This window comes from Lysinibacillus sp. NPDC093688 (assembly GCF_050280145.1).
Classification (GTDB): domain Bacteria; phylum Bacillota; class Bacilli; order Bacillales_A; family Planococcaceae; genus Lysinibacillus; species Lysinibacillus xylanilyticus_B.
In genome coordinates this window covers 178,466-192,311 of record NZ_JBNNUX010000004.1, presented here as the reverse complement: position 1 = coordinate 192,311, position 13,846 = coordinate 178,466, and the positions used below count along the sequence as shown (strand labels likewise).

The following is a 13,846-nucleotide window of genomic DNA, read 5'->3' as shown; positions in this document are numbered from 1 at the left end:
CGCACAGAAAACATCCGCTACGCTGCAGGGTCTCGGGCCAACACGATGTTGGTCATGAAGGCGTTCTCACAGGATGTGATGGTTTTAGCCTTCGTTCCTCTATTGCTGATCCCCGAGGAGTCGCCCAGTCTCCACTCCAATCAACAAATGTCACCCACAACTTTTGGTGATGAACCACACTGCTGTTAATTGTCTGGCGGTTTTCCATTCTTATCACTGTTTGGCGTATTTCCGGTATCGCTATCATTCTGTGTAGTATTGCCGGCATCGTTTTCACTTTTACTTTGAGTAGTATTTTCGCCATTACTACTACTTGTACTTTCAGAAGTGTTTTCGTTATTGCTACTACTCGCACTTTGAGAAGCATTACCGCCATTGTTGTTACTTTCACATTGAGCAGTGTTTTCGTTATTGCTACTACTTGAACTTTGAGAAGCATTACCGCCATTGCTGTTACTTGCACTTTGAGAAGTGTTTTCGTTATTGCTACTACTCGCACTTTGAGAAGAATTACCGCCATTGTTGTTACTTTCACATTGAGCAGAATTTTCGTTATTGCTGTTACTTGAACTTTGAGAAGCATTTTCGTTATTGCTATTACTTGTACTTTGAGAAGAATTACCGCCATTGCTGTTATTAGTACTTTGAGAAGCGTTTTCATTATTGCTATTACTTGAACTTTGAGAAGCGTTTTCGTTATTGCTATTACTTGAACTTTGAGAAGCATTACCGCCATTGTTGTTACTTTCACATTGAGCAGAACTATCGTTATTGCTGCTACCTGCACTTTGAGAAGAATCTCCACCATTGCTACTACTCGCATTCTGAGCAGAATTATCGTTATTATTACTACTGTCATTTTGTGTAGTATTCCCGCCAGTACTACCATTTTCATTTTGTGTATTACTATTGCATTGCGTTGTATTTCCTTGATTACCATTAATTTTACGAATCATCGCGACAAGTAATAAAACTATTGGTAATAAGATCATGAAAACGAAGGATAACATAGGCCATGTTTCTCTATTGTAAATATCTGAATGAATGATATTAGGATGCACAATTTGTGAAAGTCCAAGGATAATCATACCGAGTGGAAAAATGAGCGGTCGATGATTTTTAATTTTAAATATTTGTGCGATACCGATCACCGAGGCATAAAAATACATAAAAGTTCTAATATAAATTGATATAATCCACATGGCTGCCATAATTACTTCAATGCGTTGTAAAAAGTTCCCGATTGAAATTCTTTGTGCTAATGAATAACTAGGAAATGTTCGAGCAGCAGTATTTGCCGGACCTAGGACAAGGATAGACAGTGCGATGATCGTAATTAAGACAATCCCTCCAATAATTGCGCCAATGTAAAACCCTTTTTGTGCAGATTTTTGGACGTTAACTGCGGAAGGGAAAATCATTAATAATACAGCAAGCGGAAATGAAAAAAGACTTATAAATCGAATGATACTAAAGAATAATGATTTTTTTGAAGTTTCCATTATTGGCTGTATATTTTCAATTTGGATGGATGGTGAAATAAAAATGACAAAGAAGATAAAAATTAAAATAAAAATTGGGCATAGTATCTCTGCAGAACGGGCAAATACTTCAATTCCTAAAAATGCAGCATAAATAATGATAATACTGAACATAAATGCAAAGGCCATCGTAGGTGTTTCTGGCATAATTTCCGTTTTCATGAAAATTCCAATGAAATATAATAATTCACCGGCAGAAAGTAAGGTTATAAGAATAAAGCCAATTGCAGTAAATTTTCCGAAAAAACGACCTAATATCTTTTCATTCGCCTCTACAAATGTAAGGGTAGGTGTTCTATTTCCTAAAGCAACGAAAAGCTTTAGTATGGGCAAACTTATAACGACACCAATGATCGCTGCAATCCATGCATCTTGCTTTGCTTCGCTTGTTACACTTGCAGGGATAATTAAAATGGCTGTACCAATTGAAAAGAGAAGGGTAATGATCATAAATTGTCTTGAACTAATTATTTCTTTTTCCATTATGAACGATACCCCTTTTCTTAACATAAAGTTGCCTTATTATTTTGTCAGAGAGACGATTAAATCTTTAATTGGTGAAAAAATAAAGGAAATCAAATCTAGTGGGCTCGGTATTTTGAGCTTTAATAAGATCGCAATATTTAATGCAGTACCTAGCAATAAAAAAATCGAAAAAACAACAATCGTTTTCGTTTCTTTATTTCTTTTTAATGTTGGAATAAATGCAAAGGCAATACTAGCAGAAATGATTAGTATGAATATCGTCATAACCATAGCTTATTCTCCCTTCGGCTTATTCACTAATGAGTTTTCCATCGTCCCTAATCCTTGTGTGTTCACATGTACGTCAACTTTAACTGGTAACTCTTGAAATATAGTTAGCCAGTCTTTTTTTATTTTTTTCCACTCTTTAGGATTTGTGCGATGAAGTGCTGAACCAAATCCAAAAATATCGACCCGATAATTTTGCTGAACTGTTTTGATTGTTTCTTCGATTCGTTTTTTAATAAGTTCTTCTGTTTTTTTATTGACGTAGTGAATCGATTTTTCTTTAGTAAGGTCTATCGTACATTCAACTTCTCCGACATTTTGGTTAACATCTATAGAAACATTAATTTTGGGAGATCCATTTTCAAATTTTCCTTTTATTTTTGTCTTTGAGTGCGTAATTTCAGTTGATATCGTACCTCCCTTAGGGCAAGCAAAAATTTCAATTGTGCTGTTTATTTTGTCCTTTAAAAAACCTAGACTTCTACTATCATCTTCTGATAAGAGCCCAATGAGTTTATCTTCTTTAAAAACAGCTAATCCAGCGTACTTCAATAGCACAGAAGACTTCGATTTTTTAACATTCGATTGATCCATTCCCGCACTTTTATCCCCATGTATTTCAATGGCAGACATGACTACACTTGTTTCTTTGTTATTTAAAGTATTGATTAATTCATCAATTTTAATGGATTGGGTTGTACCCCATGTTTTCTCTGATGTTTTAAGAGAATTTAGCATTTTATTAGCTGGTACTTTTTCGATAGGTGTTAATACATTTAAAACTTCGTCGGCAGTCGCTTCATGAGCAACGATGACATCGAAATCATTTCTAAATTCATGATCTCTTGAAATTAAATCTAACGGCTTGCCAATTCCTTCTTTTGCTAATTCATCGCCGAGCACAACTATTTGAAGATGAGAAAAATAAAGTTTTCTAGCTGTTACTGTTGTCATTTTTCTTATGGCCTCAAAGACCGTTTTACCTTTTGCATGGTAGGTAATAACTGGTGATCGTCCTGAAGTAGGCCGTTTTGAAGAAATTTCACCAGGATCTACAACTTGAACAGTTATTTCAAATTCATTATCTACTTTATCTATTCCTAATGCTGCGACAATTGCTAATTCATTTAGTTCACGCTTACTCCAGCAACCACTTAAAAGTAAAGTAAGAATCATTAGTAAACATATTGCCCTAAATTTTGACATAGTTTATTCCTCATTTACACATTCTTTTGGTTCCTTTTTTTCGTATTAAAATATTTATGACCTCTGACAGTATTTTTTTGACTAATTAAGCGTGGTCGAGTCAATAAAGCTCTACGCGGGAACAATACTAATGCATCTTTTTGATCCTTTAAAATTAATGGACCGAATGGACTTAAATATGGAACACCGAAAGTTCGTATGCTGCATAAGTGTAGGAGGATGATCATAAGGCCAAACATCACACCAAATAACCCAACTATTGCTGCTACAATCATTAATGGGAAACGAAGCGCACGAACTGTATTGGATAAGCCATAAGCAGGGAACAAGAAGCTACAAATGGCTGTTAAGGCTACAATAATGACCATTACGGCAGATACAACTCCTGCTTCTACAGCAGCTTGACCGATCACTAATGTTCCAACAATGGATACGGCTGGTCCAATAGTTCTTGGCATTCGAAGACCTGCTTCTCTTAACACCTCAAAGGCAATCTCCATAATGAGTGCCTCTACAACGGCAGGGAAGGGGACTCCTTCTCGTTGAGATGCAATACTTATCAGCATAGGAGTTGGTAGCATTTCTTGATGGAAGGTGGTGATAGCTACGTAAAGAGATGGCGCTATCAAGGCTAGGCCAATTCCGAAAAATCTCAATAAGCGTACAAGAGAACTAATCATCCAATGCTGATAATAATCTTCGGCAGATTGTAAAAAGGCTGTAAATAAGGCTGGCACAATTAGGACAAACGGTGAACCGTCCACTAAAATAGCAATTTTACCGTCTAATAGCTCACCAGCAATAACATCCGGCCGTTCAGAATTATAAATAGTAGGGAATATAGTGAATTTGTTATCTTGAATAAAATCTTCGATGTAGCCGCTTTCTAAAATACCATCAATATTAATACGATCTAATCGGGCAAGAACCTCTGCTACTATTTTGTCATTGGCAATGCCATTTATATACATAACTGCAACATCCGTTTTTGTTACTTCACCGACAATCCGGGTCTTGATCCAAAGATTCGGACTTTTAATTTTTCGACGGACCAGAGCCGTGTTCGTACGTAATGTTTCCGTAAATGATTCCCTTGGTCCTCTAATTACCGACTCTGTGGATGGTTCCATAACGGCTCTATCTTTTGCACCTTTTGTACTTGTCACGATACCAGTTGAAGATTCATCTAATAAGATGACCGAATCACCATTTAAAATAGAATTGTACAGTGCTGAAAAATGAAAAATATCATTTACATCGCCGGCTGTTAAACAAGAATCTCTCAAATATCGAATAATCCGTTCTATTTCTGTATCTTGATTATCTTCAATATCAAGCATTAATTTATCAATTACAGCATTAGAAATGCTTATTTTATCGGATAAGCCATCTACATAGATAATCGCTAACGTATATTTTTCAGCTTTTCCAATGGTGATTTCTCGTATGACAAGGTCATTACTATTTCCGAGTGTGTTTTTAATGATCTTCAAATTTTGAGAAAGAGAACTATATAGTTGGTCATTGTTTTGGGAGGTATCTGCAATTTTAGAAATAGACATGTTCTTTCCTCCTCAAGTTTTAACATAAATATAGAATGTACAACTTTGAGAGAAGATAAACCAAGGTAGGAAGTGATTTCATATAAAAAAGCAGTGTTCCCTTCGCATAAACGAAAGGAAACACTGCTTTATTTTTTATACTCATATTTTAATTCGTCATTTGTAGCATCCACATCTACATATAAATGGTGATCATTGAAGAACCATAAATCTTTTTCATCAATATAGTAGGTCACATCGTCAATAACTGTCTTTACACCAATTTCGATTGGTTCTTCACGTGTCATACCAAGAGAAAAGCCTTCGTGAAAAGGACTGGAACCGCCATATCTAGCATAAAAACGAATAGTATCTCCGGATTCTACTTCCATCTCTTGTTTGAACCATTGTAGGGCTTCATCTGTTAATACGATATTCATTAGAATGTTCCTCTCCTCGTTACAGCCATTTAACCTTTGGCTCGGTGCCATTTTTAATGCGGGCAATATTTGCTCGGTGACGATACATGATAAAGGTAAATAAACATGCTACTAAAATACCTAATGCAAAATCACCGGTAACAAAATAATAAACGATTGAATAAATAAGTGCTACTAAAGCGGCAATCATCGAAGTTAAACTTACAATTTTCGTTATTTTTAATGTTACAAAAAAAGCAATAAATAGTAAGACAAATAGAGGCCATGAATATCCTAACAGAACGCCTGCTGATGTTGCCACCGCTTTCCCTCCACGGAAACCTGCAAAAATAGGGAACATATGACCAATAACGGCTACTATCCCAAGAATTAGCGAGTGAATGGAGACTTCAGAGAATACAGGGAGAGCTACAAGTAATACGGCTGCTGTACCTTTTAAGACATCCATAATCGTAACGACTATTCCTGCTTTTTTTCCTAAAATACGAAATGTATTCGTTGCACCTAAATTACCGCTTCCGTGTTCACGAATATCCGTTTTGTAAAAAATTTTGCCTACCCATAATCCAGAAGGTATAGAGCCGATTAGATAAGCACATAAAATAATAAGTCCATTTAACATAGCTGGACTCCTTTCATCCAAAGATTATCACTTGGTACTAATAATATGTAATAAATATTCTACACTTTTTCTCTACAATCTACAATGTCATGAAGGAGATTTCTTAGTGTATCTTGAATTCATTATAAAAGATAACTATTTTTCAAGGATTTTTATATGTAGTTAAATTTATATTAGGCTTTTTGACATGATTCATGTTGGCGGCATGAAAGCCCTTTCTGAAAATATAGGTATAAAGGCAATTTTGTCAATCATCCATTCCTTTGGTAGAATAGAAGTCTATCTTTAATTTCTAGAGTAAGTTAGTATGAATTTTTTAATAGACAGAAGAAACCTATGAAGTACTGTACTGTATATTTTCCAGGGGATATTCAAATGCTTCTGTAAGGAAGACCAAAACCTATAGCGATCTACATCGTTTTGAAATGAGAGAAATGACCAGAAGTTAGCCATATGTAGTTTTATTTATGCAACTAATGTTTATGATCCTGCGTCAAGGGAATAGGATAGTTAGTAATACATATTAAAGCAACTATTGCAACTTTTTCTTCCGGTAAAAAGCTCAAAACGACAAAGCTGTGAGGAAATTTTAAAAATTTATTGGGTCTGTCACTAGCTATTGACAGGAAATGCTATTATTATTAGGAAGAGAACATAAATAGAACATGCGTTTTGTTTTTTGGAGGGGAAATTTTTGGCGAATAAACAGTCACCAAGCGTCTATAATGATGACGCCATTCAAGTATTAGAAGGATTAGAAGCGGTACGAAAACGACCCGGCATGTATATCGGTTCTACAGATGGCCGTGGACTTCATCACCTAGTATATGAAATCGTAGATAATGCGGTGGATGAAGCACTGGCTGGCTTTGGTTCTCATATCATTGTCCATATTCATAAAGATCAAAGTATCAGCGTTCGAGACTTCGGCCGTGGAATGCCAACAGGTATGCATAAGATGGGGAAACCCACTCCCGAAATTATCTTTACTGTCTTACATGCTGGTGGTAAATTCGGGCAAGGTGGCTATAAAACAAGTGGTGGCTTACATGGTGTAGGTTCTTCTGTTGTTAATGCTTTATCCACTTTTTTAGAAGTAACGATTCATCGTGACGGTAAAAAGTATCGTCAACGCTTTGAAAACGGTGGCCATCCTGTAACAACATTAGAAGAAATAGGACAAACAAAACAGACAGGAACACTTGTACATTTTCTACCAGATGACACGATTTTCTCTGTAACAAAATACAATTATGATACGCTTGCAGAACGTTTACGAGAGTCAGCATTTTTATTAAAAGGCTTAAAAATTGAGCTAATCGATGAACGCGAGGAAGGCAAAGGTGATGTTTTCTTTTATGAGAACGGCATTGAAGCTTTCGTTGCGTATTTGAATGAGGAAAAGGATGTCCTTCATCCCGTTAAGTATGTGGAAGGGATTCAAGACGAAATTGAAGTAGAATTCGCCTTCCAATTCAATGATGGCTACTCAGAAACAATCCTTTCATTTGTTAACAATGTACGTACCCGTGATGGTGGGACACATGAAACAGGTGCCAAGTCAGCGTTAACTCGTGTTTTCAATGAATATGCACGGAAAATTGGGCTGTTAAAAGATAAAGATAAAAATCTTGAAGGGACAGACATTCGAGAGGGCTTAGCAGCGATTGTTTCTGTTCGTATTCCAGAGCATTTACTACAATTCGAAGGTCAAACGAAGGGTAAGCTCGGAACTAGTGAGGCACGCTCGGCAGTAGATGGTGTTGTTTCGGAGCAAATTTTATATGTGCTTGAGGAAAACGCTGAATTGTCTGCCTCTCTTGTGCGTAAAGCTATTCGTGCGCAGCAAGTACGTGAAGCGGCTCGTAAAGCACGTGAAGATGCACGAAACGGCAAGAAAAGCAAAAAAGGCAGTACGATTCTTTCCGGAAAATTAACACCTGCACAATCTCGAAATGCGGCGAAAAACGAGCTGTATTTAGTCGAAGGGGACTCTGCAGGAGGGTCTGCAAAACAAGGACGAGATCGTACGTTCCAAGCGATTTTACCATTGCGTGGTAAAGTTATTAATACAGAGAAAGCAAAGCTTCAGGATATTATGAAAAATGAAGAGATTTCAACGATTATCCATGCTATTGGTGCTGGCGTTGGAACAGATTTCTCTGTCGAAGATGCAGCGTATGACAAAGTCGTGATTATGACCGATGCGGATACGGACGGAGCGCATATTCAAGTGTTGCTGCTAACGTTCTTCTATCGTTATATGCGACCATTGATTGAATCTGGAAAGGTATTTATCGCATTACCACCACTTTATAAAGTATCAAGAGGTACTGGTAAAAAAGAAGTGATTGAATATGCTTGGACCGAAAATGATTTACAAAAGGCCATTAATAAAGTTGGAAAGGGTTACATATTACAGCGCTATAAAGGTCTTGGTGAGATGAATGCTGACCAGCTGTGGGATACGACGATGAACCCTGATACGCGTACATTAATACGTGTAACGATTGAGGACGGTGCACGTGCTGAAAGACGTGTGACAACATTAATGGGTGATAAAGTAGAGCCACGCCGTAAATGGATCGAAGCGAATGTAAACTTCGGTATGGAGGATGATTCAAATATTTTAGAAAATGAATTCATCCAACAAGAGGAGGACCAAGCATGAGTAGTACAGAAAAGTTTCAAGATTTACCTTTAGAAGAAGTAATGGGTGACCGTTTTGGTCGCTATAGTAAATATATTATTCAAGACCGCGCGTTGCCAGATGCACGTGACGGTCTTAAGCCTGTGCAACGACGTATTTTATTTGCGATGTTTACAGAGGGCAATACGAACGATAAACCATTCCGTAAATCAGCCAAAACTGTCGGTAATGTTATCGGTAATTATCACCCACACGGTGACAGTTCAGTCTATGAAGCGATGGTGCGCATGAGTCAGGATTGGAAGGCGCGCCATATGCTTATTGAAATGCATGGGAATAACGGCTCTGTTGATGGTGACCCACCGGCAGCGATGCGTTATACAGAGGCAAGACTTTCTGCTATTGCAGCGGAAATGCTCCGCGATATTGGCAAGAAAACAGTTGAATTTGTACCAAACTTTGATGATCAGGATATGGAGCCGACTGTTTTACCAGCTCGTTTCCCGAACTTACTAGTCAACGGCTCAACGGGTATTTCGGCCGGCTATGCCACAGACATTCCTCCTCACGCACTTGATGAGGTTCTAGACGGTGTTCTGATGCGCTTAGATAAGCCAAACTCTACTGTTGATGAATTAATGACCGTTATTAAAGGGCCTGATTTCCCAACAGGTGGGATTATCCAAGGTGTCGATGGTATTAAAAAGGCATATGAGACTGGTCGCGGTAAAATCATTGTGCGCGCTCAAGCAGCCGTGGAGCCAATTAAAGGTGGCAAAGAGCAAATTGTTATTACGGAATTACCGTATGATGTCAATAAAGCAAATCTTGTGAAGAAAATCGATGAGCAACGCGTGGATAAGCGACTTGAAGGAATTGCAGAAATTCGCGATGAATCGGATCGTACAGGCCTACGTGTTGTCATTGAACTGAAAAAAGATGTTCCAGGACAAGGGATTTTACAGTACTTGTTCAAAACAACTGATTTACAAGTAGCCTATAATTTTAATATGATCGCTATCCATAATCGTCGTCCGACAATGATGACATTGCCATTGTTACTGGATTCTTATATTACCCATCAAAAGGAAGTTGTGACGAACCGCTCTATTTATGATTTGCAAAGAGCTAAAGATCGTTCGCATATAGTTGATGGCTTAATAAAGGCATTGTCCATTTTAGACGAAGTTATTGCAACGATTCGTTCGTCTAATGATAAACGAGATGCGAAAACGAATTTACAGGTGAAGTTTGACTTTACAGAAGTGCAATCTGAGGCAATCGTGAGCTTACAATTATACCGATTAACAAATACGGATATCACAGAGCTTCGTAATGAACAAGATGAATTAAGTAAACTAATCGATAAGCTTGAAGGTATTCTTAATAGCGAAGCAAAGCTTGTACGTGTCATTAAACAGGAACTACTTGACATTAAAAAGCGCTTTTCAGAGCCACGTCGCTCAAGAATCGAGCAAGAAATTGAAGAAATCAAAATTACGTTAGATGTCCTTGTGCCAAGTGAAGAGGTCGTAGTGACTGTCACAAAAGATGGCTATCTTAAGCGGACATCTACACGTTCACATGCAGCTTCAAACGGTCAGGATTTTGCAATGAAAGATTCCGATTATTTATTATATGAAGCAAATTTAAATACACAGCATCATCTACTGCTGTTCACAAATCGAGGCAATTATATTTATCAGCCTGTCCATGAGCTACCTGATATTCGTTGGAAGGATCTTGGTCAGCATATTTCAAGTATTGTGCCAACCGGAGAAGATGAATCTATTATTGCTGTATATGGTTTTGAGACATTCGAACAGGCCAATACGTATATTTTAACGGCTACGAAAGATGGACAAATTAAACGCTCATCTGTAGCAGATTATGCTGTAACACGCTATTCGAAGCCGATAAAAACGATGAATGTCAAGTCAGGCGATGAAATGATTTTTGCGGGTATTGTGACGGACGAGGCAGAACTAATGTTAACGACAGATACTGCTTATGCAATTCGTTTCCCAATCGAGGAATTACCAGTTACAGGTGTGAAAACAGGCGGCGTCAAAGGGATTACGCTGAAAGACGGAGAAGCATTAGTTGGCATCAATGTTTTACCGCCAAATGACACGGCCTATGTGGCGATTGTCACACAGCGCGGTGCTGTGAAGAAAATGAATGTAGCCGAAGTAGAAATGACTAGTCGTGCGAAACGCGGCTTAAAAGTATTAACAGAGTTAAAAGCTAATCCACATCGTATCGTGGCTGTAGTAAAGGTAACAAATGAGGAACAGCTAACGATCGAGACGGAAAAAGGCGTGCAAGAAATTCTTGACGTACAAGCATTAACTCGAGCAGATAGACATTCCAACGGCTCCTTTAAAGTAGATATTGCTACAGACGGTGCCATTTCACATGTGTTCACGGTCAAAAAAGAAGAGAAATAAAATTAGTTTTCTAGCCCAGCTCCTTATGAGAGCTGGGCTTTTTTTGTGAATTGAAACCAAAAATCTCTGTGCCTTGTCTAACCTAGATGCGGTTCAGCCAAAAAACTTGCGACAGGGAACGTTGACTTTACTATAATTCATGGTTATATCCTCCCTCTATAACTCTTACATCAGATGGCGGATCAATTATTATGTAAAAAGAGATGCACCATTTATTTAACGGGTTCGGTAGTTGGGGAGAAAACATTAAATAACATCTTAATTGGTGACACCACATAAATTTATGCGGTGTTGTTAAAACCTGTGCTAAAATGGTTGCGAATTGGATAGAGGGGGAGGGCTACAAAATGATGCGTGCTTTTATTGGTTTAACACTTATTCTTTTTGTAATTACTGGATGTCAATCAAATGAAAATATTGAAGAGATTGCGAACAACCACAATGATATTCAAAATTTAGATGGTCTAAATAATTTTGTTGAGAATGTAAAAAAGCAAAACCAGGCTAAAATTAACTATGTACAATATGGGATAGAAGGACAACGAGGAGTAAAAACATTGACTTTTGATGGAGAGAAAATAAATGTTTCTCATAGCGTTGACGGAGATTTTATTGAGGAATATAACTGCAATGACATTGTAATTAAAACCGAAAAAGATGTTAATAAATATATACTCAGCCAATGTACGGGAGATTTTAATGGAGATTTTGAGTTTCTAACAACTCCAAATAATCTGAAATAATATAGTTAACAGGTGGCTTTTGTTCTAGATTGGGAAAATACTACGCAAAAAAACGCTTGGAAATATCTGAGCGTTTTTACTTGCTGTTTATACTGCTAATTTACTGCCAAAGTCTCCCCATCAACCGAACCAGTTACCCTTTATTGGGTGCTTTTTTTTACTATCTCAAGAAAATCTTCAAATGACTGTTTATTTTGTATTTCATAAGTTTTGTTATTAAAAGTTAATATTCCGTTTTCATTGAGATGAATTGAATGTAAATCGTTGTTGTGAAAAATAATAAAAGTGTATCCTTCAATGTAAGTAAAATTAGCGCTACTAGTCCGTTTTACTTTAAGTTTTTCTAGTGATTTTATGAAAGTTGGGAATAAAGTGCTGTCTTTTTTAATAGTTGTAATATTTCTCTCTTTATCATTTTTTATGATACTAATATGATGTGTTTCCTCGGCTAAAGAATCTGTACTGAAAAAATCTTCTACAAGATTTTTTGTTTTGTATTCATAAAAAAAATATATTGAGACGATTGCTATTAAAAATAAAGCTATAAAAAATATTATTTTTTTCTTCATTAAAACACCCCTTTATGCTGAGCCGAGGCATAATTGATTAAGAAACAGGTACTTTTCTATCATTCCTTTCACTAACTTTAGCGTATAGCATTTTTGTTATTATGTAGTACAAAAATGTACCAGTTAATCCTAGAATAAGGAGCAATCCGCTCATATATATGGGGCGAATCCACTGTCCAATGATGATCAATAATGAAGCTATAATCATTGCTCCATAGGTAGTTAAGCTATTAAAAGCCATATAGGTGCTACGAGCGTTAGATGGGGCAAGTTCTCCGATCATCGCCTGTTTAATAGGCACAAACATCAGCTCACCAATTGTTCCAATAAACATGGCAATAAAAAGAATCAACACGCTATTTGAAGAAGCAAAGACACTAAAACATATAGAAAAGATCAACATGCCTGTAACAAGAGTCCAGCGATCACTGCATTTTTTTAATAAGAATAATACAGCACTTGAGAGAAGAACTACAAGAATAGTATTCTCCGTTCGAAGAAAACCAAGCATTTTTGTGCCATCTACCATTAAATCTATTCCAAAGAAGGAGGCTGAATGTTGAGGTATATCTTTTTCGAGACGTATCCCAATATAGTTTGATAAAGACTGTTCCAAGGTAAAGATCAAGATTGCTCCTAAAATATATAACATAAATAGCTTATCTTTTATAACGGTTGAATACGTTTGAAACATTTCTACGGATGAAGATTTTTTCTTATGATTAGAAGACTTAGGTGAAGGTTCTGGTGAATAAGTTTCTGTGATAAAAAATACAGTGATAAATACAGATAATAAAGAGATGAGTGAAATCCCAATAAATAGCTCAAATAAGTAGTTTTTAAACAGAAATGCTCCAACGATCCCTCCAATTGCCGTTGATAAATTTCCTAACCAGTAGCTAATTGTAAATACAAGCTTTCTCGATTCGGAATTAGTAACATCAATCATCATAGCTTGTGCGGCTGGCTGAAACATTCCTCCGCAAAACATATTAATGATGAAGAATGCTGCAGAAATATAAGGAAGGTTAAACCAAGGGGAATTACAAAGTGCTATAAACAGATACGAAAGCAATAGTCCAATTTCAGAATAAATCATTATTTTTTTTCGCCCTATTTTATCTGAAATATGCCCTCCGATAAACCCTCCAATAACCCCACTAATCACTATTATTATAAGAATAATTGCCGTTTTAGTAGCTCCGATATTTTGAGTAAAATAAATTGCCAGAAAAGGGATAACAGCCATAGAAATAAGTCCGCCTAGAAATTGCATGGCTAGGCGAAGTTTGATGTTGGGATGAATATCTCTTAATTTCATATAATCACTC

The 13,846-nt window shown here is 36.8% G+C and carries 11 protein-coding genes; 3 read left to right on the top strand and 8 right to left on the bottom strand.

Features of this window, described 5'->3' with window-relative positions:
* Positions 1–185 precede the first annotated feature (185 nt).
* The 6 genes from ACQKN2_RS05775 to plsY form a co-directional block, all read right to left on the bottom strand.
* Positions 186–2,024 (bottom strand): GerAB/ArcD/ProY family transporter, encoded by a 1,839-nt coding sequence (locus ACQKN2_RS05775; protein WP_427414114.1) that lies wholly within the window; start codon positions 2,022–2,024, stop codon positions 186–188.
* A gap of 39 nt (positions 2,025–2,063) precedes the next feature.
* The gene (locus ACQKN2_RS05770) at positions 2,064–2,297 is read right to left on the bottom strand and encodes a hypothetical protein (RefSeq protein ID WP_427414113.1); all 234 of its coding nucleotides are present in this window, start codon (positions 2,295–2,297) and stop codon (positions 2,064–2,066) included.
* Between the two features lie 3 nt (positions 2,298–2,300).
* Complete coding sequence (locus ACQKN2_RS05765; protein WP_427414112.1) at positions 2,301–3,500, bottom strand: Ger(x)C family spore germination protein; 1,200 nt, start codon at positions 3,498–3,500, stop codon at positions 2,301–2,303.
* A 14-nt stretch (positions 3,501–3,514) separates the two neighbouring features.
* Positions 3,515–5,062, bottom strand: a complete 1,548-nt coding sequence (locus ACQKN2_RS05760; protein WP_427414111.1) for a spore germination protein — start codon at positions 5,060–5,062, stop codon at positions 3,515–3,517.
* Between the two features lie 128 nt (positions 5,063–5,190).
* On the bottom strand, positions 5,191–5,481 hold the full coding sequence (locus ACQKN2_RS05755) for a HesB/YadR/YfhF family protein (protein ID WP_427414110.1): 291 nt from the start codon (positions 5,479–5,481) through the stop codon (positions 5,191–5,193).
* A 19-nt stretch (positions 5,482–5,500) separates the two neighbouring features.
* Positions 5,501–6,103 (bottom strand): glycerol-3-phosphate 1-O-acyltransferase PlsY, encoded by a 603-nt coding sequence (gene plsY, locus ACQKN2_RS05750; RefSeq protein ID WP_427414109.1) that lies wholly within the window; start codon positions 6,101–6,103, stop codon positions 5,501–5,503.
* A 694-nt stretch (positions 6,104–6,797) separates the two neighbouring features.
* On the opposite strand from plsY, the gene parE reads away from it, so the two are divergent.
* The 3 genes from parE to ACQKN2_RS05735 all read left to right on the top strand — a co-directional run bounded on the left by parE (position 6,798) and on the right by ACQKN2_RS05735 (position 11,946).
* Positions 6,798–8,774, top strand: coding sequence for a DNA topoisomerase IV subunit B (gene parE / locus ACQKN2_RS05745; protein WP_427414108.1), 1,977 nt, complete (start codon positions 6,798–6,800; stop codon positions 8,772–8,774).
* Positions 8,771–11,203 carry a DNA topoisomerase IV subunit A gene (gene parC / locus ACQKN2_RS05740; RefSeq protein WP_427414107.1) on the top strand — a complete coding sequence of 811 codons (2,433 nt, stop codon included), beginning with the start codon at positions 8,771–8,773 and terminating at the stop codon, positions 11,201–11,203. The genes parE and parC overlap by 4 nt, the downstream gene beginning before the upstream one ends.
* A 347-nt stretch (positions 11,204–11,550) precedes the next feature.
* Positions 11,551–11,946 carry a DUF4362 domain-containing protein gene (locus ACQKN2_RS05735; protein ID WP_427414106.1) on the top strand — a complete coding sequence of 132 codons (396 nt, stop codon included), beginning with the start codon at positions 11,551–11,553 and terminating at the stop codon, positions 11,944–11,946.
* Between the two features lie 140 nt (positions 11,947–12,086).
* Here the strand turns inward: ACQKN2_RS05735 and ACQKN2_RS05730 are convergent, their stop codons facing one another.
* Together ACQKN2_RS05730 and ACQKN2_RS05725 are read right to left on the bottom strand one after the other, a co-directional pair.
* Positions 12,087–12,515 (bottom strand): hypothetical protein, encoded by a 429-nt coding sequence (locus tag ACQKN2_RS05730; protein ID WP_427414105.1) that lies wholly within the window; start codon positions 12,513–12,515, stop codon positions 12,087–12,089.
* A gap of 37 nt (positions 12,516–12,552) precedes the next feature.
* Complete coding sequence (locus ACQKN2_RS05725; protein ID WP_427414104.1) at positions 12,553–13,836, bottom strand: MFS transporter; 1,284 nt, start codon at positions 13,834–13,836, stop codon at positions 12,553–12,555.
* Positions 13,837–13,846: the final 10 nt, after the last annotated feature.

Excerpts from the sequence above, each read along its gene's own strand:
- ACQKN2_RS05770 (WP_427414113.1), bottom strand. The coding sequence starts at position 2,297 with ATGGTTATGACGATATTCATACTAATCATTTCTGCTAGTATTGCCTTT.
- ACQKN2_RS05765 (WP_427414112.1), bottom strand. The coding sequence starts at position 3,500 with ATGTCAAAATTTAGGGCAATATGTTTACTAATGATTCTTACTTTACTT.
- parC (WP_427414107.1), top strand. The coding sequence starts at position 8,771 with ATGAGTAGTACAGAAAAGTTTCAAGATTTACCTTTAGAAGAAGTAATG.
- ACQKN2_RS05760 (WP_427414111.1), bottom strand. The coding sequence starts at position 5,062 with ATGTCTATTTCTAAAATTGCAGATACCTCCCAAAACAATGACCAACTA.
- ACQKN2_RS05725 (WP_427414104.1), bottom strand. The coding sequence starts at position 13,836 with ATGAAATTAAGAGATATTCATCCCAACATCAAACTTCGCCTAGCCATG.
- ACQKN2_RS05775 (WP_427414114.1), bottom strand. The coding sequence starts at position 2,024 with ATGGAAAAAGAAATAATTAGTTCAAGACAATTTATGATCATTACCCTT.
- plsY (WP_427414109.1), bottom strand. The coding sequence starts at position 6,103 with ATGTTAAATGGACTTATTATTTTATGTGCTTATCTAATCGGCTCTATA.
- ACQKN2_RS05735 (WP_427414106.1), top strand. The coding sequence starts at position 11,551 with ATGATGCGTGCTTTTATTGGTTTAACACTTATTCTTTTTGTAATTACT.
- ACQKN2_RS05755 (WP_427414110.1), bottom strand. The coding sequence starts at position 5,481 with ATGAATATCGTATTAACAGATGAAGCCCTACAATGGTTCAAACAAGAG.
- ACQKN2_RS05730 (WP_427414105.1), bottom strand. The coding sequence starts at position 12,515 with ATGAAGAAAAAAATAATATTTTTTATAGCTTTATTTTTAATAGCAATC.